Below are 25702 nucleotides of genomic sequence, written 5' to 3'. Positions count from 1 at the left end.
AGCACAGCACCCCTTCCTGCCACCGCGGGGAGGGGTGCCGGCGTTCCCGCCTGGCTACCGGGCGGCCGCTGCGTAAAACTGTCCGTGACAGGTGGAACCGGCTATTAGGCTGTCCATAGGCATGCCCGAGGTGCCTGTTACTCTGACCGAAAGCAGTGTCCGTTGCAAAACCGCATCACCCTAATGGCCGCGCTGGCCGGCGTTGTCCTGACCGCATCAGCCTGCGCCCCCTCAAGCACGGCGCCCACGGCCCCCTCCACCAGCGCTCCGGCATCCGCGCCCACGTCCACGTCCGCCCCCACCTCCACCCCCGTGGGGTGGGGACTGAATCCCAAGGGTGCCGCGGACCGAATCAAAACCGCCGGACTGCAGGTACTCACCGCCGAAGGCGCTGCCGAACACTTCCACGCGCACCTCGACGTTTTTACCGACGGCAACCCCGTGACCGTCCCGGCCGACATCGGCTTCAGCTTCAACACGGCCGGCCAGCCCAACGGCATTTCCGCGCTCCACAGCCACGATGAAACCGGTGTCATCCACGTCGAGGCACCCAACGCCGGCGCCACCTACACCCTCGGGCAGTTCCTCACCGAATGGGGTGTCCTGGACGGCACCGACAAGACCTCTGGCACGCCGCACTCGAGTACCGACGGGTGGAACGTGGCGGTCAACGGCACCAAGCAGGACGGGAAAATCACCGACGTCGTCCTGAAAGCCCACGACGAAATTGTGCTGTTCCACGGCACAGCCCCGAATCCACTCCCTGCTTCGTTCACGTTTACCGGCGGCCTGTAAAACAAAAGCCCCGGACCACTTCACACAGTGGTCCGGGGCTACGCAGATCAACTTACCGCTCGATGGTGACGTTGAGGTCAAGGTGGATGTTCTCGCTGGCGAGACGGTCCTGGAAGTACTGGGTAAGGGTCGCGTCGGTGGCTGTGTGCGGGCCCTTCGGGACGGCCCCGCGGAATACGGCCTGGGTATTCGTCGAGCGGAGCACGTCCAGTGGCGTTGACCGAAGGTGTCCGTCAGTCAGGCGTTCGATGTCGGTGCGGAAGGTGCGCCGGTGGTCGTCGCGCACGGAGGCGCACATGGTGAAGGGAATGAATGCTACGGGCAAGAGGGTCCTTTCGAGCGAGGCGGCCAGCGGCCGGCAGCCTCACTGGGTACAAGGCAGGAAGAGCTCCTTCTATTCCTTCCAGCCGTAAGGGCGGAATCCCCTTGGCCTTTCCCCTCCCTTGAGAAGCAGGATCATGTGGTGGTAGAGGGGCACTAAGCCCCTAGCCCGGGCACGGGAGGGGACCTAGTCTTTATACCGCCCTACCACTGTCCATGCTGCGTCCTTGAAGGAGGCGACGGTGAGTCTGCTCGAGCAGGTCCAGGTTGGCATGTCGGTCATCGATGCCCAGGGCGAGGACCTGGGACGGGTGGAGTTCATTCGGGCCCCCGATCCGAAGGCGGCAGCCTTCGAGGAGCGGGTGGCCTCGATCCACGGGCTGATCAGTCTCGGGGTCGGCTCGATCGTAGGGGTCGAGCCGAAAGTACCGCCGGAGATGGCCCTCAAACTCTTCCGTCAGGGGTACTTCAAGGTTGAGGCTCCGCACTATTGGGCCGAGAACTACTACGCCGCCGCTGATGCGATCGCCCGCATCGAAGGCCGCACGGTCTACCTCTCACTGGACCGACAGGGCCTCGATGCCCAGCAGTGAGCAGCCCCGGAGTTGGTGCACCTTCGCGCGCTAGGGGGACGCCAATGGCATCCGAACCGGATTTTCCCTTAATTAGGCGGGAGTTACTGCCCGATGTAAGGGTGGAGTATGGATGCCGATGTGAATTTCTACTTCGACCCGGTCTGCCCGTTCGCCTGGATGACGAGCAAGTGGGTGCGGCAGGTGCAGGCGCAGCGCGACTATACCGTGGACTGGCGGTTTATCTCGTTGCGTCTGGTCAACTCCAACGTCGACTACGACGCACATTTCCCGCCTGAGTACGAAGCCGGACACATGGCCGGGCTCCGGCTCCTGCGGGTGGCCGCCCGGGCCCGCGCGGAGCATGGTCGCGGGTCGATCTCAGGGCTCTATGCCGCGTTCGGCAAACACATCTTCGAAACTGCCCCAGCCCCAGGGGACCGGCACAGCGAGGCTGAAGTCCGGGAGCGGCGTGGGACACGCGGATTCGTCGAGCCAATCCTTGCCGAGGCTGGCTTACCCCTGGCACTGGCGGAAGCTCTCGACGACGAGTCGTGGGACCGCGAAATCCGTCAGGAGACGGATGAAGCACTGGCGTTGACCGGCAAGGATGTGGGAACGCCCATCATTCACTTTGAGCCACCCGCCGGGGTAGCCTTCTTCGGGCCGGTGATCAGCCGACTGCCGGACCAGGACGCGGCCGCCGAGCTGTGGGACCATGTGGTGGGCCTCGCCCGCTTCCCGGGATTCTCCGAACTGAAACGCAGTCTGCGCGAACAGCCACAGCTTCCTGCCCTCGGATACACGCCCGGTATGGTCGGTAAGCAAGAGGACTGGCACGGCGGCAGCCGGCGGCAGAAAAAATAGGCGCCTGTAAGGATGGATTCATGAATACGGCAAGCACCCGCCATCACCAGGAGTCCGTCACAGTGCAGGCTTCGGCCACGACGCTGTACGACCTGGTCTCCGACATCAGCCGCACGGGCGAGTGGAGCCCGGTCTGCACTTCGTGCTGGTGGGACGACGAGGCCACTGCAGGACAGGTCGGGGCCTGGTTCACTGGGCGCAATGAGCTCCCGCACCGCACCTGGGAAACCCGATCGCAGGTGGTCGCTGCCGAGCGCGGCCGGGAATTCGCCTGGGTAGTGGGTGGCAGCTACGTCCGCTGGGGCTTTACCTTGACGCCGGCAGAAACCGGGACGACGCTGACCGAGTCGTGGCACTTTCTGCCAGCCGGGATCGCAATGTTCGAGGAAAAGTTCGGCGACAGAGCATCCACTGAGATCACCGAGCGAACGCAGCAGGCGCTGGACGGCATCCCGAAAACGCTCGCCACGATCAAGCGGATCGCCGAGCACATCGCGGCGAGGGACGCACTCGATCCTGAGCAGCCCCCTCAGGGCCTCACAGTGCCTCACGCCCGGGCTTTCCCTTCTAGGATTCTCCTGTCTGGTCCGGCGAAGACGAGGCCGGCGCCTGACAGCGCCAGCCTCCCCTACCCTCGCGATCTATTTGTTGACCTGGGGATTGACTTCCGCCTTGTCGATGGATCCGGTACCAGTGCCCCAGGCGTCGAGGATCTTCTTGTATGAGCCGTCCTTAATGAGCTTGTTCATCGCCTGGGCGACAGCGTCTGCCAGCGGCAGGTCATCCTTGGCAACGGCGATACCCACCGGGGAGGCACCGTATACGTCTCCCAGCGTCTGCAGCTTGCCGTCAGATTGGGCGATGGCGTACGCCGTCGTGATCGACCCTGCTGCCATTGACTCCACGCCACCGGTAACGAGGCGGGTGGCGACGTCGGTTTGGTTCTTCAATGACACGACTTCGATAGGGGGCTTTCCTGCCGCCACGCACTTGGCGCTGCGGCCGGAAATATCCGGGTCTTCCTGGAAGGTGCCTGTCTGGACGCTCACAGGCTTTCCGCACAGATCGTCAAGGTTGACGTTCTTTGGGTTGCCTTTTTGGGTCGCCCACTGGGTGCCGGCCTGGAAGTAGCTGACGAAGTTCGCCGCCTTGCTGCGTTCCTTGGTGATGAAGAAGGACGAGACGCCAAGATCGAATTTCGGGCCGAGGGCGGGAAGTATGCCATCGAACCCCGAGGTCTGTACCTCCACCTTCAGGCCCAGGGTTGCACCGATGGCTTTCGCGATGTCGATGTCGTAGCCCACCGCTGTCTGGCCGTCGGAGGCCGCAAGGAATTCCGCCGGGGCGTAGGTGGTATCCGACCCGACCACCAAGGTTCCCTTGCTCTTGATTTTGTCCGGCACCAGCGCTGCCAGGGCATCGTCCTTCGACACACTCGCCGGGTCGAAAGTTGCCGCGCCGGAAGGCTGGCTGGTGCCGCCTGCCTCGGAGGCGGAGGTACATCCCGTGAGCGCGATCAGGCCGGCGGCGACCAGGGCCGTGGCCTTAGTGGTCTTCAATTTCTTCATATCCATGGCTTAGCTACCTTTATCTCTGGGAACTGCGAAAACGGCGGACAGGTGGGAACCGGGTTACCGGGAGACCTTTACGGTCAACAGCCCCATGAAGCTGCCCCTAGGCTCCTTGGTTGATGCGACGGATGGCCACTTCCGCCAGCCACGAAGCTGCGTCAGGGAGCACGGCGTCATCAAAGAGTGCCAGCGGCGAGTGGTTGGATCCTGCAAGGGCAGGGTCCTGGTGGGCGCAGGCGCTCAGGAACAGGAAGGCGCTGGGCACCTCGTTGGCGATGAAGGAAAAATCCTCTGCCCCGGGCATCGGATTCGCCATGGCCCGGTAACGGTCTTCACCAAACAGATCCACAATGGTCCGACGGGCGAGGTCGTACTCATCGGGGGCGTTCACGGTAGCTGGGTACAGCTCCTGGTAGTCGACGGAGGCCTGCAGCCCGTGGGCGGCGGCAATCCCCTCGATCAGCCGGACGCTTCTTTCCTTGATGCTCGCCCGCGATGACGCGCTGAAACTGCGGACGGTGGCCTCAAACACCGCGTGGTCGGGAATAATGTTTTCCCGTGTCCCGCCAGCGATCTTCCCGACCGTAAGGACGACCGGATCGAACACGTCGAAGGCCCTTGTCACCATGGTTTGAAGTGCTGTCACCGCCTCGCACAGGGCCGGGATCGGATCGTTGGCCTGATGCGGCTGGGAGCCGTGTCCACCTGCCCCTGTGAAACGGACAGAAAGGTCATCGACGGCGGCCATGTGCGGGCCGGGGCGCCCGAACCAGGTGCCGGTCGGCTGGCTGGCAGAGAAGACGTGCAGGCCGAAAGCAGCATCCGCGCGCCGTCCCGCCGCCGTCAATACGCCTTCTTCAATCATGGGCCGGGCACCGCCGGGTCCTTCTTCGCCCGGCTGGAACATGAAGACGACGTCGCCGGCCAGTTCCGCCTTGAGCGCGTGCAGAATACGGACGGCGCCCAACAGCCCGGCCGTATGCATGTCGTGGCCACACGCATGCATTAGCCCCTCGTGAGTCGATTTATAGGCCAGATCGTTCTCTTCCGCGACCGGAAGGGCGTCCATATCGGCACGCAACAAGACGACGGGCTTGGGTCCATTGACCGGGCGGCCCTCTCCGCGCAAGACCGCTGTGATGGAGGAAAGCTTCTTTCCGGTGGTGATTTCGAGCCCAAGGCCGTCGAGCTCAGCCAGCACCCTTTTCTGGGTGAGTGGAAGGTCGTTGCCCAGTTCCGGAATACGGTGCAGCTCACGCCGAAAGCCGGACAGGTCGCCCGCAATCCGTGAGGCCATTTCCTGTGCGCGGGACGTTGATCGGGTTTCAGAGACGGTCAAAGCAACCAAACTTTCAAGGGTTCAGGGTCGTTTCGACGGCAATCCCGCGTTCCGGTGAGCGGAAACGGGAAAGCCGACGGGGGCTTTGTTAAATATGTGACACTTGGTGCATGCGGCCGCCAGAATTGAAAGAATCCGACATTGAGCAGCCCACTTTGCAGGATTCAGCCAACATGGATGAGCTGGACCTGGCTCTCGTGAATGCACTGCAACTGCGGCCGCGGGCAAGTTGGGTCGATCTTGCCCGGCCGCTGGGGAGCACCGCGACCACACTGGCACGTCGCTGGGACCGGTTGTCGTCCGCAGGCCTCGCCTGGGTAACTGCCTCTTTCGGCCGGGAATTCAGCCGCAGCCGGTGCATCGCCTACGTCATGATCCGCTCCGATCCGCGGGAACGATCCCATGTGGTGGAGGAACTGGCACGATGCCCGGAAGCGGCCACCATTGAGGTGGCCACGGGAGGCCACGACATCAACTGCGACGTGCTGACCCGCGACCTCAGGGAACTGGACCGCTTCCTCACAGGCAAGGTCTACGGGGTACGGGGCATCTCTGCCGTCTCCGTCCTGTTGACGACGTCGTTGTACCTGGAAGGCAGCCGGTGGAGGCTGCGGTCCCTGGACCAGGGGCAGCTTAGCGTGCTGGCAAAGGGCACGATGTCCCTCCCCCGGGGCCAGCACGCCATCGATCTTGACGGGTTGGATCGCTCTTTGCTGCAACACTTGGCTCACGATGGGCGGCTAAGCTGGGCCGAGCTGTCCGGGTTGACGGGAACAAGTACGGCGACCGCCAGACGCCGCCTGGGCAGGCTCATGTCCTCCGGGATTGTCGCATTCCGCTGTGAAATAGCCCACCCCCTGGCGGGATGGCCCATCCAGGCGTCGCTGTTGGCACAGGCGCCCGCCGCGGACCTGGACCGGATCTGCCAGGGCCTCGCCGCCTGGCCGGAGTGCCGCTTCGTTGCCGCTGTGACCGGCGCGGCCAACATCTACTCGACTTTCTGGGTGCGCGACCTCGGAGAGCTGCAACGGCTGGAGGCGAGGACGAGCAACAGCTTTCCATCGCTGACGGTGCTGGACAGGATGGTCGCGCTGAGCACGCCCAAGCGGATGGGGCATCTGAGCGATAGCGAGGGGCGGCGCGTCGGAACAGTTCCGATTTCTCCATGGTGACGTTCATCCGCAGGGCACGACCTACCCGCTGGGACGGTTAGCGGGTGATCATGTGTCCCTCGACGTCGAGGTAGTCCCGCCAGGACCGTTTGGGCGTCCAACCCAGCATTCGTTGGGCTTTTGCGCTGGAAATGCCCGAAGCATCTGTCCGATCAAGGCCACGTAATTCGATCTTGTCTCCGTAGTACCTGCTCAGGATCTCAGCGAAGTCATAGCCACCCACATTATCCGGGGAAGCAATGTAAAAGACCTCATGTCCGGGGAGGTCCGACTCGGCGGCCAACACGATGGCGTCGGCGAGGTCGTAGACGTCGACGTAGCTCCATAGATTGGGGCTGAGGACGGACGCATCCCGGACCTGGGGTCCGAGATTTGTCTCGTAGTTGCCTTCGAACTGCACCCAGCTGGGCCGAATCGAGATGCACTGGATGTCAGAGCGGGCGATTGCGGCGTCCATGAGCTGCTCGCCGAAGTGCTTGGAAAGAGCGTAGGGGTCCTGCGGGTGGATCGGGTGCTCCTCGTCAACAGGTGCGTACTCGGGGAGGAAATCGCGCTCGGGAAAGAAGAACCCGGGGACAGTCTCACTGGAGATGTAAACGAACCGCTTTACGCCGAATCGAATGGCGGCCTCAAGAACGTTGAAGGTCGCCATGAGATTGGTCTGGAATACGACGTGGGGCGGATGACCTGTGGGTTCCGGGATTGCCGCAACGTGCACCACCGCATCCACTCCGCGGACGACCGAGTAGGCTTCCCCAGCGTCGGTGAGATCGGCCATCATGTACTTCGGCGTGCCTTCGGGCTTGCGCTCGAAGCCGGGACGCGTGAGGTCGGTGGTGAGCACCTCATGCCCGGCATCGATCATTGCCTGGGTAGCGGCCCGACCGACCTTTCCATGGGCACCAGTGATGAGGACCTTCATGATGTCTCCTAGCGGTATCGCTGCGCTGACTCAAAGTGGGCACGTACCCGGAGGTTTCAGGCGGCGCGTCCCCGGCAACACTGAAAGACCCCAAAGGCACCCTTTTAGTTTTTACCTTGAACTATATGCAGGGGAATGAGTCAGGGTCAATGCCGCGGCACACCAGAAGCGGCCAGAACCCGGGCCGGCATTGGGAGGCGCCTGCCCGGGTTGCTGTCAAACTGGCCCGCTAGTTCTTTCCGAGGAAGATCGGGTTGGTGAGAGCTGCCATGGGGCCGAGCAGCAGCGTGGTGCCCATGTTGGTACCGTTGCTGGGCGTCCCGTCCGCCATCGGGTGACGCACCTCAACACGCACATACGCGGAGAGCTGCGCCGTGGTGATCCACTTGTGGCTGCCCTGGCCCGAGGCGGGGAGGATAACCTGTTGAGTCTGGCCCTCATCGGTGATGATCCGGAGCACCCCGTTCGGAACGCCGGAGACATCAACACTGACCGTAACCTGCGCATCGGGGGCGACGTCCAAACGCTCCCCGACACCAGCCTTGCGTCCGCCTGCGGAGACGGTGAGCTCCAGGGTGATGTCGGCCGATTCGGCGATCCAGCTGCGGCCGTTTCGAAGCCCGTCCAGCACCGCGTCATGGGAGAGCGCGGCGGCGTTGACGACGTTGTGCGGCAGGCCGATGACCTGGGGCGCGCTGTGGGCGTCGCTGTTGCCCATGGCCGGAACCCAGCGTGACCCCGTGCGCAGGGAATGGGCGAGCATGCCGTCCCAGGTATTGATCGCGTATTCGTCGTCCGCGGTCCACGGACCCGTCCACACTTCGACGGCGTCGGCGTCGTCATAGCCGAACTTCCAGCGGCACGCGACATACGGGCAGTAAGGGTGGGCCGGGACGACGAGGCCGCCGGAGGCGTGAATGTGCTGGGCCTCCTGTTCAAAGCCCTTGTCCCGGGCCCGGTAACGCCAGTCGATCCAGTCCCCCGGTTCAACGCCGAGAGCCAGGTAGTGGCCGTTGCGGGTGGTGACTTCCTCGCCTGTGAGAATGAGCAGGTCATCACCGGCCAGCGGACCCCAGACACCATGGGAGGCCGGTGTGTTGTGGTCCGTGCTGATCATAAAATCGAGCTTCGCCGCACGCGCTCCCGCTGCGACCTCGGCCGGGGTGCGCTTGCCGTCAGAGTAGATGGTGTGCAGGTGGGCATCGCCCCGATACCACCCGGCTCCCCGGCCGTTGACCTGCTTCGGAGGGTACTGCGGCTGGAACGGTTTTCCGTCGGGCCCGTAGTCGAGAGTTACGTTCACGGTGTAGTCCATGCCTTGCTCGGCCACCTGGTAGGGCCCCAGCGCGATGTTCCAGGTGCCCTTGCCGACAGGACCTGGAAGATAACCTGGCGTGGCCTCGGCGGCACTAATGAAGAATTCGGTACGGAATCCGCCGGACCAGCCGCGAAAACCCCTGCCCGCCAGGTCGGTGCCCTTCTCATCGAAGATGCCGATGTCGCAGGAATTGGAAAGCAGCCCCGGGGTGACCGAGGGCTTGCTGTAGCTATAGGAAACGCTGATCTTGTTGACGCCGGCAGGCACCTGCACCGGGAGGTACACAAAGTCAGCGGCGCCAGGATCCAAATGGCCGGTAATGGTCCGGGTCTTGCTGGTGCCCGTATCTGCGGCCGCAAACGACATCGGCGCCAACGTCACCGCAGCACCGGCCAGGGCCGCGGCCAGGAATCCGCGGCGGGAAGCAGACAAGGAAACACTTTCGCCCTCATGGGCTTTACATGGTGAAGTCACCGCTCGAGTCTCATCATGCGGACTTAACCCGCGGCGCCGGGACAATGAACGGAACCTGAACCGCAAGGATTAATTGGGACCCGGCTGGCACTTCCACCCGGCAAAAGTCCGAAGGGCGCGCTCAGCGAAGGGGTGTGCATGTTCCCTGGACCAGGAATCTGACCGTTAACTGCCGACAACCGGCACTCCCGTTTCGCCATGTCCCGTTCATCACGACGCAGCCCGCGGTTAATTACTCGGCAGTAACTATGGAGAGCACTTAAAGACCCCAACCTTAAATGAGGCCCCCATGGGAAAATCCATCGCCCGACGCGTGCTCACGACCGGCGCGACCCTTGTCCTGCTGGCTGGTGCCGTCGCGGGCACCACTGCCGCGCAGGCCGACGGCCGCAGCGAAATCCAGAATTACAGCGGGTCCGGGCATCACACCCCGGACACCGACCTGGCGGACGACTTCAATGCCGTTACCCGCAACACGGACTGGCAGCAGACTTCCAAGCTGAAACTGAATTTCCCCACTTTCCATACAGAGGGCATCGCCTACAGCCAGGACCACATCTTCCTCTCCGCGGTCCAGATCCTCGAGCCGACCACAAAGTTTCCCTCGCCCCAGGGCGGTTACGACCGAACCCCCGGCAAGGGCATCGGCCACCTGTTCGTCATGGACAAGGCAGGCAACCTGCAAAAGGACATCACCCTCGGCGAGGGCGACATGTACCACCCCGGGGGCATCGACTTCGACGGTACCAATGTGTGGGTTCCCGTCGCCCAGTACCGGCCTGACAGCAGCACAATCATCTACAAGGTTGACGCAGCCACCCTTGACGTCCGCAAGCAGTTCGAGGCCAAGGACCACTTTGGCGGCATAGTCTTCGACAAACAGACCGGCCACCTGGTCGGCAACACCTGGGGCTCGCGCCGATTCGCAGAGTGGGACCTCCAGGGCAAGGAACTGTCCACGTGGGAAAACCCCAACTACTTCATCGACTACCAGGACTGCCAATACGTGCCCAACGCCAAGATGCTCTGCGCCGGGGTTACCAACCTCCCGCAGACGCCGGCGGCCGGCGGCACCGCGGCCACCTATGAGCTTGGCGGCATGGCCATGATCGACCTCACGTCAAAAGAGGTTATCCGCGATGTGCCGTTCCAGAAGTGGTCAACTGCCGGGCACGTTGCCACCCGCAACCCGTTCAAGATGACCGCCGCCGGCAGCCACCTCACCATGAAGGTCGCACCCGATAACGGCGACGAAGGCAACGGCACCGAAATCCTCACCTACGAGGCCGACGTCACCCCCGCCAGGTAACACCCACGTGACTGGACGCTCCCGCGGTACCCCAAACTCCGAGGGAACACTTGCGGCCCCGGCCGGGCGAGGCTCGGGGACATTGCAGGTAGAGGTCACGACAACAAAGGAACCGACATGAATTTTTCCAGGCGCAACTTCTTTGGGGTGGCAGGTACAGCTGCCGCCGCCGTGGCCGGCGGGGGTACCCTCAACGCAGCGTCCGCCAGCACCCCGGCTTTGCCGGCCCCGGACGCGTCCGGCATCGACCACATCATTGTGGTCATGATGGAGAACCGCTCCTTTGACCACTTTTTGGGCTGGATGCCGGGTGCGGACGGGAAGCAGGGCGGTCTTGGCTATACCGACCGCTACGGCATCCCGCACTCCACACATCACCTGACGGACTTCCAGGGCTGCGGACACCCCGACCCGGACCACTCCTATGAAGGAGGCAGGATCCAGTACAACAACGGTAAAAATGACGGCTGGCTCCGCGCCGGGGAAAATGACGGGTTCGCCGTTGGGTACTACGACTCGACCGACCTGGATTTCTGGCGTCAGGCCGGTCCGGACTGGACCGTCTGCGACCGGTACTTCGCAGCGACCATGGCCGAGACCTATCCCAACCGCTTTTACCAGCACGCAGCGGCCACCGACCGCATCCACAACTCCACCGCCACCAGCACGCTTCCAACCATTTGGGACCGGCTCGGCGCAGCCGGCGTATCCGGCAAGTACTACTACGGGGACATCCCATTCACGGCACTCTGGGGCACGAAGTACCTGGGCATCTCGCACCCTTACGCCGACTTCCTTTCGGACGCCAGCGCCGGAACCCTGCCTTCCGTGTCCTTTGTCGACCCCCGGTTCACCGACGAGGGCTCCGGCACCTCCGGGGACGACCACCCCCACGCCGACATCCGCTCCGGGGAGACATTCCTGGCCGAGGTATACAACGCAGTCACTTCCGGTGCCGGGTGGGCCAACACGCTGTTGGTGGTCAACTACGACGAGTGGGGCGGCTTCTACGACCACGTAGCACCGACAAGCGCACCGGACACCGCACTGCGCGGCTTCCGCGTTCCCTCCCTGGTGGTCTCACCCCTCGCCCGGCGCCGCTATGTCGCCCACGACATCTACGACCACACCTCGGTCCTGAAGGCCATCGAATGGCGCTGGAACCTGGCGCCCCTCACTCCCCGGGACCAGACCGCGCGGAACATCGCTGAAGTCCTGGACTTCAGCGCGCCACCCGACCTCGCTGCTCCCACCTACCTCGTCCCGCCCTTCGTGGCCGGGCCGGCATGCACCCCGGGCGGTCCGCCGGAAGCCGAGGAATGGTCCGGACTCAGAGACAAAGCCCTCGCCGATGGATGGAAACTCCCGTGAACCCCAGCACACCCACACCTCGAGCATCATCCGCCGTCTTCGAACGATCCACGACGCGTCGCCGCGCTATACCACGCATTGCTTTCCTCGCACTGGCAATGCTCGCAGCAGCATGCCTCACGTACGGCATGCAAGTGTCCACAACGCGGTCCCCCGGCAGTGCCGCTGTCGCGGCGCCCGCTTCAAACCCGGGCTACCTGCCCGGAGCCAACCACGTCTTTGTGATCAACCTCGAAAACAAAGGCTACGACGAAACCTGGGGCCCGGCGTCGTCCGCTCCCTATCTCTCCCAGACCCTCCGCAGCCAGGGCGTCCTGCTCAATCAGTATTACGGCACAGCACACAACTCCCAGCCCAACTACGTCGCGCAGATTTCCGGACAGGGACCCAACGCCCAGATGCAGGCCGACTGCCAGACCTACTCACCGTTCGTGGGCACGGGCACAGCGGGCCCGGGACAGGCCGTTGGCGACGGCTGCGTCTTCCCGGCCAGCGTCCCCACCGTCGCAGGCCAGTTGAAGGATGCGGGCAAAACGTGGAAGGGCTACATGGAGGACATGGGTACGGCCTGCCGGCACCCTGCGCTGGGCGCAGTGGACGACACCCAGAAGGCAAGGGTAGGAGACCAGTATGCTGCGCGGCACAACCCGTTCGTTTACTTCGCCGGGATCACCGGGTCCCCTGACTGCGCAGCGAACGACGTCGACCTGACCGCCTTGAAGACGGACCTCGCCTCGGCTGACACCACACCAAATCTTTCGCTGATCACACCAAACCTGTGCCACGACGGGCACGACTCGCCCTGCGTCGACGGGCAGCCCGGCGGGCTCGCCAGCGCCGACGAATGGCTGAAACAGTGGGTGCCGGCCATCACCTCCTCCCCAGCGTTCAAAAAGGACGGGGTCCTGGTGATTACCTTCGACGAATCCGACGGTCCCCAATCGGATGCCAGTGCCTGCTGTGGTGAGGGCCCAGGCCCCAACGCGGCCCTGCCCGGCATCACCGGCATGGGCGGCGGACGGGTGGGCGCCCTGGTGTTGTCCCCGTTCACCAGGGGCGGCACATGGTCAACCACGCCCTATAACCACTACAGCCTGCTGGCCAGCATCGAGGACACGTTTGGCATGCCGTACCTTGGTTACGCCGGTGCCCCGGGGCTGAACCGGTTCGGACTCGACGTGTACAACGCTTCCAGCTAGGGCAGGAGCCCATCAACGGATGGGAACACTTTCAGCGAAACTGCTCCGTAGTCGTTGTCGTGCCGCCCGCGCATGAACGCCAGGGCGACCAGATAGACGATGTTGAGGACCAACGCCAGTCTGAGGACCAGGAACAGCGCATACACAAGCAGCAGGCCGCGCGCCCTAGATTCCGCCGCTCAGGGAATACGAATGCGTCAACGACGCCGCGTTCGGATCCTCGCTGCTGAGGGTGAGGGTGGCGGGGGTGCCGTCCGGGTAGGTTTTTACCCACCTGTTGGCCAGGCCTGCCGGGTCTGATCCATTGGCTACCCAGCCGGTCCGGGCTGCGTTCTCCCCGATGGCTTTGTACACGTCGGCAGGGCTGGCGGTGCTGGTGAAGGTGACGGTCACCCCGGCGCCGAAGGAGCCGCCGTAGCCGAAGCCAGGGGTTTCGTAATGGGCGGGCGTTTGCTGCCCGTAGGTTCTGGCCAGGCATGCCGGCAGGTTGACCAGGGCGGGGTCGGTCGCCAGCAGATTCAGCTTCCTGCCGACGGGGTCGCTGTCGCTGTGCGGTGTGCTGGTAGCGGACCCGGTGCTGTTGCCGCCGGTGACTGTCCCTGTCAGGGTGGGGCCGCACCCGGCCAGGAGGAAACAGGACAGGGCGGCCGCCGCAGCAGCCAGGAGCATCCCGTGCGCGGGCCTGCGCCGGACGGAATCAGTACGCAGCATGACCCCCCACAGTCTCCGGCCACGCTCCTATGCCCGGCAACATCCACATCGTGACAGGAGAGGCCCCGGGTGTCCAGAAAATCCGTCAACCCTTCGAGTACCCGCGAAAGCAGATGCGGGACAGCATTCTTATCCGGTGAGCTTAAGGCAGACGGTCCAGCCGCAGGAGTGCCTGCGGTGTATGCCAGAGGACATTCTTCATCCATCGGCTTCCGAGTCCCCAGCTTTCGAGTACCTGAATCTGGTGGCTGTAGGAGTAGGGAATCGAAGGAAAATCCGTCCCGAAGACGATTTTGTTGGATAGCCCGGCAAGGGTGTCGACATAGCCGGGCGGGATCGGGGCGACCTGTTCCATGTAGGAGGTGCCCACCATAGTGGTGTCGAGGTAGACGTGAGGATTGTTCGCGGAAAGCTCGGCGAACTCCCGGTACTCCGGCAGGCCTGCGTGGGCGATGATGAGCACCAGTTCGGGGTACCTCGTGATGAGTTCGCGGATGGGTTCAGGTCCGGTGTATTCGCCGGCGTGCGGACCATTACCGCAGTGGATGACGACCGGCGCACCCGAGTCCTCGATGAGCTCCCAGGCCGGTGCAAGCCGAGGGTCCAAGGGTGAGAATCCTCCCACCTGGATGTGTACCTTGAAGATCCGGGCGCCTTGCTTCAAGCTCTCCGCGACGACGGCCTCCACCCCTGGCTCTGGGTAGAACGTCGCGGAGTGGATGGCGTCAGCGTGGCTCGAGGCGAATGCCGCCGAGTAGTCATTGAGCCACTGCGCCATGCCGGGGCGGTGGGCATAATTCAGGGTGGTGAAAGCCTTCACTCCCATGTCCCTCAGTGTCCGCACCCGTTCCTCTTCAGATGCGCGATAGGTGATGGGCCATGCGGGAGCGCCGCTGTCCGCCACGCGGTCAAAGAACGCCCACACCTTTTCCAGTACCTGGGAAGGCATGAAATGCACATGCAGATCGATAATCCCAGGCAAGCCCAAGGAGTCGAGGTATGGACGGATCTCCATGTCTGACTGCGGTACCAGAGCCAAGCTGAACCTCCTGCGTTCCATATCCATCGGCGTCCGAGCGTCGTCAACCTCCAGGAGCCCGCTTGAGGAAGAGGGCTCCTGGACAGGGGGCAGACCGTTGCCCAGCCAAGCATATGTAAAGAGCTACCACTATCTTCCGCTCGCCGATGCCGGTGACGGCTTACGCCGCCACCGGCATCGCACCGTGGCAGGCCTCCACCGGTCATCGGGCTTTGTCACATTCGCCATACTTGGCTACGTCCGGCAGTGATCACCAGTCCCCGGATACCCGCATGTCCGTGCCGTACTGGATGTGCGCGTACTGTCTTGCAGGTTCAGGGTGGCCGTTGCGGTTGGTCCCGCGGTCGATTATCAGTTCAGCCCGCGGGGTTCGGTGTGCGGGTGTGGGAAGTGGATGCAGGTTGGCTTGTGGTCGATGCGGTATAGCACCATGTTGCCGCAGTGCCTACATGTCCAATCTTCGGGCTGGGTCATTTCGTTGGTCTCTCTCTTGGGTTGCGGTGGCACCAGCAGATGCACCAGTACGTCTCGTATGGTCCGGGTGGTCCGGGCTGGCGCGGAATGGTGTCCTGTTGGCTCATGCGTCCCGTTTGGCGGGGTGGCAATGGCACTGGCAGGTCACGCCCCGGTCCTTTGTGGGCCGGGTGTAGCTCCTGCCGTCAGAGTTACGGCGGTGAGTGAAGAAGGACTTAGCGCTGGCCAGGTGGCAGACGAACGACACTTCGGGAGGCGGGCTCCTTGTTGCCCCGCAAATCCTCGCCGTTCCTCGCGCTTGCAGCGGCAGACCGCAGGATGGTGTGGTCCCCGGGGATGCAGGCGCCATAAGTGCAGACGCAGCACGCACAGCAGGGGCATTCGATACCAAGGGTTCGATCCCATACCTGCTTTATGAGTAGGTCACCACCAAGCTTTAGCTCAGCAGGACTTGGTTCACTGTACGCCCATACTGGAGTGTAAGCGGCCATGAAAAACTGCCCATAGGCGGCCACGTAATTGCCCACTGATGGCCAGTAGAACTGCCCAGCGGTGGCCATGAGATCTGCCCACTTCCTCAACTGTTCCTGCCGCGTCTTAAGCGGCGGGGGCCTCTCCCCGGGATTTGATGACGGTGTCTAGTCGCACCAAATGTCGTCCCAGGAAGAGGCCCTGTATGAAGCATGACGGAGAAATCATGGAAATTCTTGCTGCCTATGATCTGACCGGATCGTTGCGCGCCACCGCGGAGCTCACGGGCTGCTCGCACCACACTGTAGCCAGGCACGTCGCCGCGCGGGACGCCGGCCGGCCAATTGCAGAACCGGCGCCCCGGCCCAGGGTCACGGACGCTTACCTGCCTAAGATCGAGGAATGGGTGGAGGCGTCCAAGGGCCGGATCCGCGCCGATAAGGCCCACGAGAAGCTGCTCGGTCTGGGTTACGGGGGGTCGGAGCGGTCTACGCGCCGGGCGATCGCGCAGGTCAAGGCCGCGTGGCGGCTCGGACACACCCGTGTGCACCGGCCGTGGATCACCGAGCCTGGGATGTGGCTGCAGTACGACTTCGGCGACGGGCCACGGATCGGCGGCGTAAAAACCATTCTGTTCGTTGCCTGGCTGGCGTTCTCAAGGTTCCGGATCGTGATCCCGTTGCGGGACCGGACCGCGCCGAGCGTGTTCGCCGCATTGGACCGGTGCTTCCGGATTCTGGGCGGGGCACCAACGTATGTGCTGACCGATAACGAGAAAACCGTGACAACGGCCCATGTCGCAGGGGTTCCGGTGCGGAACCAGCAGACCCTGGACTTCGCCCGGCACTACGGGGTCACCGTGCTGACCTGCCAGCCCGCGGACCCTGCAACGAAAGGCGGAGTCGAAGCGTCGGTGAAACTGGCCAAAGCCGACCTCGTGCCCACCGACACGAACCTGAGGCCCGGTTACGCTTCCTTTGCCGAGCTGGAGGCCGCCTGCGAGGCGTTCATGGACGAGGTCAACAACCGCGAACACCGGGCCACCCGACGTAAACCCGCAATGGTTTTGGCGGAGGAAGCGGCCCGGCTGCACCGGATCCCGGAGACCGCGCACACGGTCGCGTTCGGGCTGGCCCGTATAGTCCCGGAGAACACCCCGATGGTCTCCTTCGAGAACGCCCAGTACTCGGTGCCGTCGCATTTGCTCGGCGCGAAGGTGTTCGTCCGCTCCCACGGCACCGGCCCTGACGAACAGGTCATCATCGTCCACCACGGCCCGACCGGCCCGGTCGAAGTCGCCCGCCACGGCCGGGCAAGGCCCGGCAGTCCCGCGGTCATCGAGGAGCACTTCCCAGGGACCAGTACCAGAACCCCGGGCGACTACGCCGTGAAGGCACGCACCGCCGGTGAAGCCGAGTTCCTGGCCATCGGCGCCGGCGCCAAGACCTGGCTCGTGGAAGCCGCGGCTGCAGGAACAGGCCGGATGAACATGAAAATGGCCGAGGCCGTGACCCTGGCCAAGATCGCCGGGACCGAGTCCGTGGACCGTGCCCTGGGAGACGCCGCGCTGCACGGCCGGTTCGCCCACGGCGACCTGCCCTCCATCCTGAACGCGAACATCCGCCGCACCACCACCCACGCCGCTAACGAAACCAGGTCCCTCACCCAAGGCACCAGCGCCTGGGCAGGCCTCGGCGCCGAGCCGTCCAGCGCCCCCGCAAAGGAGCAGAGCCGATGAGCCCGGTCACCACCACGAACACCACCGCCCCGGCCCTGCCGGCCGAACTGGAAGCGCTGATGCGGCAACTGAAGATGCCCCACGCCCGGGCACTGGCACCGGAGCTGATCGCGACCGCACGAGCCCAGCGCTGGGAACCCACCGAGATCATCAAGGCACTGTTCACCGAGGAAGCAGCCGGCCGGGCCCGGTCCATGCTCGCCACCCGGCGCAAAGCAGCAGGCTTCCCGACCGGGAAGACCTTCGACGTCTGGGACCCCGCCGTCTCCTCGATCCCGGCGCCGACCCAGCAAGCCCTGCGCACCCTGGAATGGATCACCCGACGCGAGAACCTGGTCGTCTGCGGGCCCTCCGGCACCGGGAAAACGTTCTTCCTCGAAGCGCTCGGCCAGCAAGCCGTCGAAGCGGGGATGCGCGTTGCTTGGTTCAGGCTCGAGGACCTCGGCGCCCTGATCCGTGCGCATCGCACCGACGACAGCGTCACCCGGGCAGTGGCCAGGATCCTCCGCGCGGAACTCGTCGTGATCGATGACATCGGCCTTCTCCCGGTGGCCACCGACGCCGCCGAAGGACTCTACCGGGTCGTGGACGCCGCCTACGAGAAACGCTCCGTGGCCATCAGCTCGAACCTGCACCCCGCCGGCTTTGACGAGCTGATGCCCAAAACCCTGGCCACGGCAACCGTGGACCGTCTCCTGCACCACGCCCACGTCTGCCAAACCAGCGGTGACTCCATCCGACTCACTCAAGCTCTCGCCGGGAAAGGAGTCACCCAACTGAACTAACAAACCCTCGACGATGGCCAACCCCACCGACAACCCTCAGTGGGCAGATCTGTTGGCCATCACCGGGCAGCTTTACTGGCCACCAGCGGGCCGATTAACTGGCCGCCCGTGGGCAGAAACCAATGGCCATTGACACTGGAGCTGGTGGGGCTGGAATACGTAGATTCATCTTCTTCTGGCAGAATCTTCCAGCCAACTGCACCTCCGAAGGTTGCACTCGTAATGTCGAGTCCAGCCTTCGGAGGTGCACTGTTGGGAGGGATTTTTGCGGGAAGCTTTCTACCGGACAGGCGGAGGGTTCTTCTCCTCCTGTTTTAGACCAGCAGCGGAACCCTGGTGGATGTATCCGCGGGTTTGGCTAGTCCAAAGTGCTCCCGGAGGGTTCGTCCCGCGTACTCGCGCCGAAAGAGCCCGCGGTCCTGCAGGATGGGTACAACCTGGTCCACGAAGATGTCCAGCCCGGAGGGCAGCACGGGCGGCATGATGTTGAAACCGTCCGCGGCGCCGGCGTGGAACCATTCCTGTATTGCCTCGGCCACTTGGTCCGGGGTGCCAGCGATGGTTCGGTGCCCGCGGCCGCCACCCAGCCGTCCGATGAGCTGACGAACGGTAAGGCGTTCCCGCCGGGCGAGGTTGACGATCAGCGTGGACCTGCTTTTGGCGCCCTCAATCTGGTCTTCGGACGGTAGATCGGCCGGCAATTGTTCGTCCAGCTTCAGTGATTCTGCCGGAACACGCAGTACGCCGGCGAGCTGCCTGCGGGCGTATTCGGGCAGGATGAGATCGTCGAGTTCCTGCTCGAGCCGCCGCGCTTCCTGTTCCGTCGAGGCAATAACCGGAACGATGCCGGGCAGGATCTTGATGGCCTCCGGGTCCCTGCCGGCTGTTGCTGTACGTTGCTTCAGGTCCGAGTAGAAGGTTTGGGCGTCGGCAAGAGTCTGGTGCGCGGTGAAGACCGCTTCGGCGTAGCGGGCCGCGAAATCCTTGCCGTTCTCCGAAGAACCGGCCTGCACGATCACGGGGTGTCCCTGCAGGGAACGCGGGACGTCCAGGGCCCCCTCTACTTGGAAGTGCTTGCCGTGGTGGTTCGGTTGGTGCACGCGGGTGTTGTCCGCCCAGACCCCAGCCGTCTTGTCGGCCACGATGGCGTCATCGTCCCAGCTGTTCCAGAGCTTCTTTGCGACGTCGAGGAACTCAGCCGCCCGTTCATATCGTTCCGCATGGGCTGGCTGACCGCTCAGGGAGAAGTTCTTCGCGGCCGCGTCCCCGGCGGTGGTGACGACATTCCATCCGGCCCTGCCGCCGCTGATTTGGTCTAACGAAGCGAAGCGGCGGGCCAGGTTGTAGGGCTCGTTGTACGTGGTTGATGCGGTGGCGATGAGTCCGATCCGTTCGGTGACGGCCGCTATGGCGGCCAGCAGGACGGTGGGTTCCAGGCTCCCGTAGGGCCGTTGCGTGACGTCGCCATGCAGGACCGGGGAGTCTGCAAAGAAGATGGAGTCCAGTTTCCCGCGTTCGGCCGTCCGCGCCAGTTGCTGGAAATGGGCCACATCGGTCCCTGCACGGGTGTTGCTTTCCGGCAGCCGCCATGACGCCTCATGATGGCCGGTGCTCATCAGGAAAGCGTTCAGGTGCAGCCGCCTCTGCCCGGCGGTCATCGCTGCGCCCCTGCCGACACGGACCCGTCCACGACGACGGTCTCGGAGTAGGAGGACGAGTCGCCCTTGATGGCGGTGCTGTGGCGGCCATCCACCCCGACCGGGATGTCCCCCGCGACGGTTACCCGATTCAGTTTGCGTGGCTGTCCATCGTAGTTGTCCGGGGCGTAGTGCTGGGTGATGCGGTTGTCGAAGAGGACCAGCTGGTTCGGTTCCCAGTTCACCCGGACTACGTTTTCAGGGCGGGTGATGTAGGCCTGCAGGAGCCGGAGGATGTCTTTGGACTCGGTGTTGGACAGCCCCACGATCCGCAGCCGTTGGGCAAATCCGCCGATGAACAGGCCCCGCTCCCCCGTCAGCGGGTGGACCCGGACCACCGGGTGGGCGGTTTCGAAGTGGATGCGGGTAAATTCCTTGCGTCGTTCCTCGGCATTTGCGTGTTCGAGGTTCTTGGGTACGGAGTAGTCGTAGTCATTGGTGTGGATCGCCCAGAGCGTGTCCGCGAAGCTGCGGAGTTCATCCGGGAGGTCCTGATAGGCGCCGGCCGAGGACGCAATGAGAGTTTCCCCGCCGTAGGCAGGCAGGGTGATGCTGCGGAGGGTGGAGGCCTGGGGCGGGTTGAGCACGAACGTGACGTCAGTGTGCCAGTTGTTGGCGCTGCCGTTTTCGCTGTCCACCGGAAGCACCGCCGGTTTGCCGTCGACCGAGGCGACGGTGGGGTGGGCATTAGTGAGTGGGCCGAAGCGGCTGGCAAAGCGGACCTGTGCCTCGTCGTCGAGCACGTTTGCTTCCCGGAAGACGAGGGCCTTGTGTTCGTTCAGAGCTTCGCGGATCTGGGAGATCGTGGCGTCGCTGAGATCCGCGCTGAGATCCAGCCCCCGGATCTCAGCGCCGATGCGGGCGCCCAGTTTGGTGAACTCAAGCCTGGTTTCAGTGATGACGGACATGATGGTTCCTTCCATTACAGTTCGGTACGTTTGCGGTTCAGTTATGGTTCGGGGCGATGGTGCCTGCGGGGTTTTTTAGCCATTCCCGGGGCCGACGGCGGTGCGCCAGCGGGAGAAGTGGCGTTCGACGCCGACCAGCAGATAGTTCACTGCCAATCCGAGTAGTGACACGGTCAGGATGCCGGCGTACATGTCGGGGATGAGGAAGCTGCTTTGTGCGTTGACGATCAGGTAGCCCAGGCCAGCCTTTGCCCCGACCATCTCGGCGGCGATGAGGACAAGGATCGATGAGGTGCCGGCCATTCGGATGCCGGTAAAGATGGTGGGTACCGCGGAGGGAAGAATGACTTTCTGGAAGAGCGTGAAGTTCGACAGCCCCAGGGAGCGGGCCGCCCTGATCAACAAGGGGTCCACGGTCCTTACACCGGCAATGGTGTTCAGGAGCACCGGGAAGAACGCAGCGTAGGCCACGATGCTGATCTTTGAGGTTTCGCCGATCCCGAGCAGCAGCGTAAACACGGGGAGCAGAGCCAGCGCGGCGGTATTCCGGAAGACTTCCAGCAGAGGGTTCAGAAACCGGTCAAGGGCTCCGTACCAGGCGACAAGCAGTCCCAGTACGACGGCGGAAACCACGGCGATGCCGAATCCGGACGCGGAGCGGGTAAGGCTGGCTCCGAGGTGGTTTTGCAGTTGGCCTTTGGCGATCAGTGCGCCAAGGGCGGCGAGGACTTCGTGCAGTGGCGGCAGGAAGACCCGGGTGGAGGCCGGAGCGAGGTAGAGGGGTCCGAGTTCCCACAGAAGCAGGAACAGCAGGACCGCACCGGTCCTCCACAGGGCACGGCCCCCGTTCAGCCCCACGCGCTTGACCTGGGAAAGACCCTTGGCGGGGGCGTGGCTTCTATGGGGAGCCCCGCCGTCGGCTGTTTGCGTAGTAGCCGGTGTCTGAGTGGTGGGGTGAGTGTCTGTAGTCAGGGTTGGGGCGCTCATCAGGCTGCCTTTCCGCTGGTGGCTTGCGGGGCTTCATCGGGTGCTGTGCCGTCGGGGAGGATCTTGGCGTGACCGGCCTGCTGGGCCTTGAGGACTTCGTCGTGCAGGAGCTGCCAGACTTTGTGTCGGTGTTCAACGAACGCCGCGTCGGACCGGACATCGCCACCCCCGGTCCTGTCTCCAAGGTTGATCGGGACGATCTCCTTGAGGCGGCCCGGCCGCGAGCTGAGCACAGCGACGCGCTGGCCCAGGTAGACCGCCTCGTCAATGCCGTGGGTGATGAAGATGATGGTCTTCCCGGTAGTCCGCCAGATCCGCAGCAGCTCCTCCTGCAACTGTTCGCGTGTCTGGGCATCCAGGGCAGCGAAAGGCTCGTCCATCAACAGGACGTCCGGCTCATAGGCGAGGCTTCTGGCGATTGCCACGCGCTGCTTCATTCCGCCGGAGAGTTCGTGGGGGTAACGGTCCTCAAAACCGGCCAGGCCCACAAGGTCAAGATAGCTCCGGGCTTTTTCTGTGCGTTCCCTGCGACTGAGCCGTTTACCGTCCGGTCCTGTGCCTTCCAGCCCGAAGGAGACGTTGGCCGCGGCCGTGCGCCAGGGAAACAGTGCGTATTGCTGGAAGACGACGGCCCGATCCTTGCCAGGCCCGGTGACCTCTGTGCCGTCCAGCAGCACCTTTCCGGTGTCTGGCCGGGTGAGTCCGGCCAGGAGGTCCAGGAGAGTGGTTTTCCCGGACCCGCTGGGGCCAACCAGGGTGAGGAATTCCCCGGCGGCGACATCAAGGGTGATCCCGTCCAGGGCGGTGAGTGTTGATCCGAGCGGGGCCTCCTTGGTGGGCCTGACGGTGAAGGTTTTCCCGACGTTCTGGAGGCTGATTTTGGGTGCGGAAGTCTGCGTCATGATGAGGCCTTTAGCAATCCGTTGTATTCGTTGGTGTAGTACTTGGACGGGGTGATGTCACCGGTGACGATGCCGGTGTCCTTCAGCCACTCGGACCAGCGGCTGAAGTCCTGGTCGGTAATGGCTCCCTTGGCCGGTACTCCTACGCTCTTCCAGTACTTCAAGGCCGCGGTGCTTTCATTACGCTGGCGCTTCTCGATGATGCTGGTGAAGCGGGCGATTACCTCGTCACGGGGTGTGGTGCGCTCCCATTCGATGGCTTTGGCGACGCCGGTGGTAAAGATCTTCGTGGTCTCGGGGTTTCGCTGGATGAAGTCTTTACGCAGGACGTACTGGCCACCCGCGAACGTTCCGAACAGCTGGTAATCGTTGAACAGGGAACGAAGGCCGCCCTTGGCGACGGCGTTGTCCTGCAGGACGCCGCCAAGGACTCCGACGTCCACCTGGCCGCGGCGGATGGCTTCCTCCGTGTCGTTGGGGGGAACCACGACGAGCTGCACCTGTTCAATTTCGTCCTGGCTCAGGCCGTTCTTTTTCAGGTAGCTGTTCAGGACGGCGTCGGAGTGTGCACCCAGGGTGTTGACGGCCACCTTCTTGCCGAGGAGATCCCGCGGGGTGCGGATAGGACTGTCGTCCTTGACGTAGAAGCCGTTGAACGTCTTCTCGTCTTCCCCGTAGTAGTTAATGACGGCCGTTACAGGGGCGCCTGCCTCGATGAGCTTGACCACCGCGCCGGAGAACGCGCCGCCGAAATCGGTGGCGCCAGTGGCGGCCGATTGGATGCTGGCCGGGCCGCTGATGGTGTTTCCCACCCAGTTCAGCTTCACATTCCCGAAGTAGCCAAGGTCCTCGGCTAGCTCGGGAAGGCTGACGCTGTTGGCCGAGCCTTCGTAGCGCAGTTCCGTGACCTCGGGGGCTCCGGAACCGCCCTGCGCGGTCGCTTGGCCTCCGCAGCCGGTCAGTACCAAGGAGACGGTGGACATAGACGCGGCCACGCCAAGGACGGAGAAGGTTCTTCGGGAGAGGGACGTGTTTTTCATTAAGGGACTTCCTGAGCGTCTGGGGTGGATTGTGCGGGCTGGGCTTGCCCGGTCGGCTGGTGTGTCCACCATGGAAGCAGAGATGAATCCAGCGCAGAAGGGCGGTATTCATGCGGGGAAACCGGGAGTAACCGGCCCCTCATATGGCGTCGCACAGGGCAAAGTCGACACACAACGCCTCGCTGCGGAAAGTAGCGCAATCCAGGGCAAGGCAGCGCAACCTCGCGACATCTACCCACCGGTACGCCGTCGTTCAGCGTCTCCATGAGACACGCAACCAGCCGCGATACGCGCTGGCTTCTGATGTTTTCCCAGTCAGTTGTGGTCAGGCCAGCATGGAGGGCCGGCCTGGCGACTATGCGCGCGGCGGCCATCACTAACGGCAGGCCAAAAAGTTTCTTTAAAAGTCCAGGCCTTGTTACGACACTTGCCTGGGAATCACGTCCGCCTCAGGTGTCGGGTGCTCCACGAGAAGCACGTTGCGGAAGATTCCAGCAGGAGCGGCGAATGCCTGCGAGAACGGGACAGTCGGATCGCCCGTGTCGCCATGCGGACGCCCGCCCACAAGGGGCTGTTCTTCACATAGCGTGGGGGCAGGGGTTGCAGCTGCGCCCGGGACTGCAAGGCGGAGGACGAACATGGATTACATAAAGCTCGGCAACACGGGCATGGACATCTCGCCCCTGGCACTGGGATGCATGACCTATGGGGATCCCGCGCGGGGCCCCCATCCGTGGACGCTGCCTGAAAGTGAGAGCCGGCCGCTGATCCGCCAGGCCGTGGATGCCGGCATCAATTTCTTCGACACCGCGAACGTCTACTCCAACGGCTCCAGCGAGGAGATCGTGGGCAGGGCGCTGGCCGAGTTCACCCGTCGCGAGGAAATCGTGATTGCCACTAAGGTCCACGGCGTGATGCGACCCGGCCCGAACGGAAGGGGACTCTCGCGCAAGGCCATCTTCGCGGAGCTCGACGCCAGCCTGACCCGGTTGGGGACGGACTATGTGGATCTGTACCAGATTCACCGTTGGGATCCGGCCACCCCCATCGAGGAAACGCTTGAAGCCCTGCACGACGTCGTCAAGTCCGGCAGAGTCCGCTACATCGGAGCCTCATCGATGGCCGCATGGCAATTCAGCAAGGCTCTGTACCTGCAGCAGATCAATGGGTGGACCCGCTTTGTGACAATGCAGGACCACTACAACCTCGTATACCGGGAGGAGGAACGGGAAATGTTCCCCCTCTGCGCCGACCAAAAGATCGGAGTCCTGCCCTGGAGTCCGCTGGCCCGCGGCAAACTTACCCGGGACTGGGACGAGAAAACCAACCGTTCGGAAAAGGACGAGTTCGGTAAGACGCTCTACAGCGCCGAGAGCAGCGACCGGGCAGTCGCCGACGCCGTACGCGTTATTGCCGAACGCCGGGGGGTGCCGCGCGCCCAAGTGGCCCTGGCTTGGGTCCGCTCCAACAGTGTGGTCAGCGCGCCTATCGTCGGCGCGAGCAAGCCACAACATCTCCACGACGCTGTGGCCTCTCTCGAGCTAACGCTCACAGCGGAGGAAAAGTCAGAACTTGAAAATCCGTACGTTCCGCACGAAATCGCGGGATATTGATCTCACGGTAAAGGAACGCGCCTCGCCGCGGCTCCCCACGAACCGCGAGCCCTGGTTGCCTGGAAACCGCGGGAACCACGTGGACACCTGCGCGGATGGCTTACCGG

Annotated in this window: 24 protein-coding genes; 11 read left to right on the top strand and 13 right to left on the bottom strand. The window is 63.7% G+C overall.

The genetic code is table 11. From position 1 onward, the window contains the following. Positions 1 to 162: 162 nt before the first annotated feature. The gene (locus ACIGJD_RS09270) at positions 163 to 795 is read left to right on the top strand and encodes a hypothetical protein (protein WP_483689257.1); all 633 of its coding nucleotides are present in this window, start codon (positions 163 to 165) and stop codon (positions 793 to 795) included. Positions 796 to 847: 52 nt separating this feature from the next. Here ACIGJD_RS09270 and ACIGJD_RS09265 read toward each other — a convergent pair whose 3' ends face one another. Then, positions 848 to 1120, bottom strand: coding sequence for a hypothetical protein (locus tag ACIGJD_RS09265; RefSeq protein WP_483689256.1), 273 nt, complete (start codon positions 1118 to 1120; stop codon positions 848 to 850). Between the two features lie 238 nt (positions 1121 to 1358). Between ACIGJD_RS09265 and ACIGJD_RS09260 the strand changes: the two genes are divergently transcribed. The 3 genes from ACIGJD_RS09260 to ACIGJD_RS09250 all read left to right on the top strand — a co-directional run bounded on the left by ACIGJD_RS09260 (position 1359) and on the right by ACIGJD_RS09250 (position 3280). After that, entirely contained in the window at positions 1359 to 1709 is a 351-nt protein-coding gene (locus ACIGJD_RS09260; protein WP_483689255.1) for a hypothetical protein, read from the top strand. 108 nt (positions 1710 to 1817) lie between these two features. Further along, a complete protein-coding gene (locus tag ACIGJD_RS09255) occupies positions 1818 to 2555 on the top strand; it encodes a mycothiol-dependent nitroreductase Rv2466c family protein (RefSeq protein ID WP_483689254.1) in 738 nt (245 codons plus the stop codon). Positions 2556 to 2575: 20 nt separating this feature from the next. Then, entirely contained in the window at positions 2576 to 3280 is a 705-nt protein-coding gene (locus tag ACIGJD_RS09250) for an SRPBCC family protein (RefSeq protein ID WP_483689253.1), read from the top strand. Here ACIGJD_RS09250 and ACIGJD_RS09245 read toward each other — a convergent pair. Both ACIGJD_RS09245 and ACIGJD_RS09240 read right to left on the bottom strand, forming a co-directional pair. Continuing rightward, entirely contained in the window at positions 3197 to 4129 is a 933-nt protein-coding gene (locus ACIGJD_RS09245) for an ABC transporter substrate-binding protein (protein ID WP_483689252.1), read from the bottom strand. The genes ACIGJD_RS09250 and ACIGJD_RS09245 overlap by 84 nt on opposite strands. 100 nt (positions 4130 to 4229) lie before the next feature. Then, positions 4230 to 5423, bottom strand: coding sequence for a M20 metallopeptidase family protein (locus ACIGJD_RS09240; RefSeq protein WP_483689251.1), 1194 nt, complete (start codon positions 5421 to 5423; stop codon positions 4230 to 4232). A 152-nt stretch (positions 5424 to 5575) separates the two neighbouring features. Between ACIGJD_RS09240 and ACIGJD_RS09235 the strand changes: the two genes are divergently transcribed. Further along, positions 5576 to 6637, top strand: a complete 1062-nt coding sequence (locus ACIGJD_RS09235) for an Lrp/AsnC family transcriptional regulator (protein ID WP_483689250.1) — start codon at positions 5576 to 5578, stop codon at positions 6635 to 6637. A gap of 37 nt (positions 6638 to 6674) precedes the next feature. On the opposite strand, the gene ACIGJD_RS09230 is transcribed toward ACIGJD_RS09235, so the two are convergent. Both ACIGJD_RS09230 and ACIGJD_RS09225 read right to left on the bottom strand, forming a co-directional pair. Then, the gene (locus ACIGJD_RS09230; protein WP_483689249.1) at positions 6675 to 7559 is read right to left on the bottom strand and encodes an NAD-dependent epimerase/dehydratase family protein; all 885 of its coding nucleotides are present in this window, start codon (positions 7557 to 7559) and stop codon (positions 6675 to 6677) included. Positions 7560 to 7788: 229 nt separating this feature from the next. Further along, on the bottom strand, positions 7789 to 9309 hold the full coding sequence (locus ACIGJD_RS09225; protein WP_483689248.1) for a CehA/McbA family metallohydrolase: 1521 nt from the start codon (positions 9307 to 9309) through the stop codon (positions 7789 to 7791). Between the two features lie 331 nt (positions 9310 to 9640). Between ACIGJD_RS09225 and ACIGJD_RS09220 the strand changes: the two genes are divergently transcribed. The 3 genes from ACIGJD_RS09220 (at position 9641) to ACIGJD_RS09210 (ending at position 13230) form a co-directional block, all read left to right on the top strand. Beyond that, positions 9641 to 10660, top strand: coding sequence for a DUF6454 family protein (locus ACIGJD_RS09220; protein WP_483689247.1), 1020 nt, complete (start codon positions 9641 to 9643; stop codon positions 10658 to 10660). A gap of 117 nt (positions 10661 to 10777) precedes the next feature. After that, a complete protein-coding gene (locus ACIGJD_RS09215; RefSeq protein WP_483689246.1) occupies positions 10778 to 12031 on the top strand; it encodes an alkaline phosphatase family protein in 1254 nt (417 codons plus the stop codon). Between the two features lie 128 nt (positions 12032 to 12159). Further along, positions 12160 to 13230: an alkaline phosphatase family protein gene (locus ACIGJD_RS09210; RefSeq protein ID WP_483689461.1), complete on the top strand. Its 1071-nt coding sequence runs from the start codon at positions 12160 to 12162 to the stop codon at positions 13228 to 13230. Here the strand turns inward: ACIGJD_RS09210 and ACIGJD_RS09205 are convergent. The 3 genes from ACIGJD_RS09205 to ACIGJD_RS09195 form a co-directional block, all read right to left on the bottom strand. Next, positions 13227 to 13376 carry a hypothetical protein gene (locus tag ACIGJD_RS09205; protein WP_483689245.1) on the bottom strand — a complete coding sequence of 50 codons (150 nt, stop codon included), beginning with the start codon at positions 13374 to 13376 and terminating at the stop codon, positions 13227 to 13229. The genes ACIGJD_RS09210 and ACIGJD_RS09205 overlap by 4 nt on opposite strands. 19 nt (positions 13377 to 13395) lie before the next feature. Then, a complete protein-coding gene (locus ACIGJD_RS09200) occupies positions 13396 to 13941 on the bottom strand; it encodes a hypothetical protein (RefSeq protein ID WP_483689244.1) in 546 nt (181 codons plus the stop codon). 142 nt (positions 13942 to 14083) lie between these two features. Then, positions 14084 to 14890 (bottom strand): amidohydrolase family protein, encoded by an 807-nt coding sequence (locus tag ACIGJD_RS09195; protein ID WP_483689243.1) that lies wholly within the window; start codon positions 14888 to 14890, stop codon positions 14084 to 14086. A 1240-nt stretch (positions 14891 to 16130) separates the two neighbouring features. Here ACIGJD_RS09195 and istA point away from each other — a divergent pair. Together istA and istB are read left to right on the top strand one after the other, a co-directional pair. Continuing rightward, positions 16131 to 17663 carry an IS21 family transposase gene (gene istA, locus ACIGJD_RS09190; RefSeq protein WP_483687535.1) on the top strand — a complete coding sequence of 511 codons (1533 nt, stop codon included), beginning with the start codon at positions 16131 to 16133 and terminating at the stop codon, positions 17661 to 17663. Further along, positions 17660 to 18448, top strand: coding sequence for an IS21-like element helper ATPase IstB (gene istB / locus ACIGJD_RS09185; RefSeq protein WP_223917531.1), 789 nt, complete (start codon positions 17660 to 17662; stop codon positions 18446 to 18448). Before istA ends, istB begins: the two co-directional genes overlap by 4 nt. Before the next feature lie 314 nt (positions 18449 to 18762). Here the strand turns inward: istB and ACIGJD_RS09180 are convergent, their stop codons facing one another. The 5 genes from ACIGJD_RS09180 to ACIGJD_RS09160 all read right to left on the bottom strand — a co-directional run bounded on the left by ACIGJD_RS09180 (position 18763) and on the right by ACIGJD_RS09160 (position 23982). Then, complete coding sequence (locus ACIGJD_RS09180) at positions 18763 to 20106, bottom strand: LLM class flavin-dependent oxidoreductase (RefSeq protein WP_483689242.1); 1344 nt, start codon at positions 20104 to 20106, stop codon at positions 18763 to 18765. Next, complete coding sequence (locus tag ACIGJD_RS09175; protein ID WP_483689241.1) at positions 20103 to 21053, bottom strand: TauD/TfdA dioxygenase family protein; 951 nt, start codon at positions 21051 to 21053, stop codon at positions 20103 to 20105. The genes ACIGJD_RS09180 and ACIGJD_RS09175 overlap by 4 nt, the downstream gene beginning before the upstream one ends. A gap of 75 nt (positions 21054 to 21128) precedes the next feature. After that, complete coding sequence (locus ACIGJD_RS09170) at positions 21129 to 22040, bottom strand: ABC transporter permease (RefSeq protein ID WP_483689240.1); 912 nt, start codon at positions 22038 to 22040, stop codon at positions 21129 to 21131. After that, positions 22040 to 22942, bottom strand: a complete 903-nt coding sequence (locus tag ACIGJD_RS09165) for an ABC transporter ATP-binding protein (protein WP_483689239.1) — start codon at positions 22940 to 22942, stop codon at positions 22040 to 22042. Before ACIGJD_RS09165 ends, ACIGJD_RS09170 begins: the two co-directional genes overlap by 1 nt. Next, positions 22939 to 23982 carry an ABC transporter substrate-binding protein gene (locus ACIGJD_RS09160; RefSeq protein WP_483689238.1) on the bottom strand — a complete coding sequence of 348 codons (1044 nt, stop codon included), beginning with the start codon at positions 23980 to 23982 and terminating at the stop codon, positions 22939 to 22941. Before ACIGJD_RS09160 ends, ACIGJD_RS09165 begins: the two co-directional genes overlap by 4 nt. A gap of 638 nt (positions 23983 to 24620) precedes the next feature. Between ACIGJD_RS09160 and ACIGJD_RS09155 the strand changes: the two genes are divergently transcribed. Next, on the top strand, positions 24621 to 25595 hold the full coding sequence (locus ACIGJD_RS09155; RefSeq protein WP_483689237.1) for an aldo/keto reductase: 975 nt from the start codon (positions 24621 to 24623) through the stop codon (positions 25593 to 25595). Positions 25596 to 25702: the final 107 nt, after the last annotated feature.

The sequence above is a fragment of the Arthrobacter sp. E1SS-5 genome, from assembly GCF_057073715.1.
Note: the sequence above shows the minus strand (reverse complement) of the source record. Positions and strands in the feature narration are given on the sequence as shown.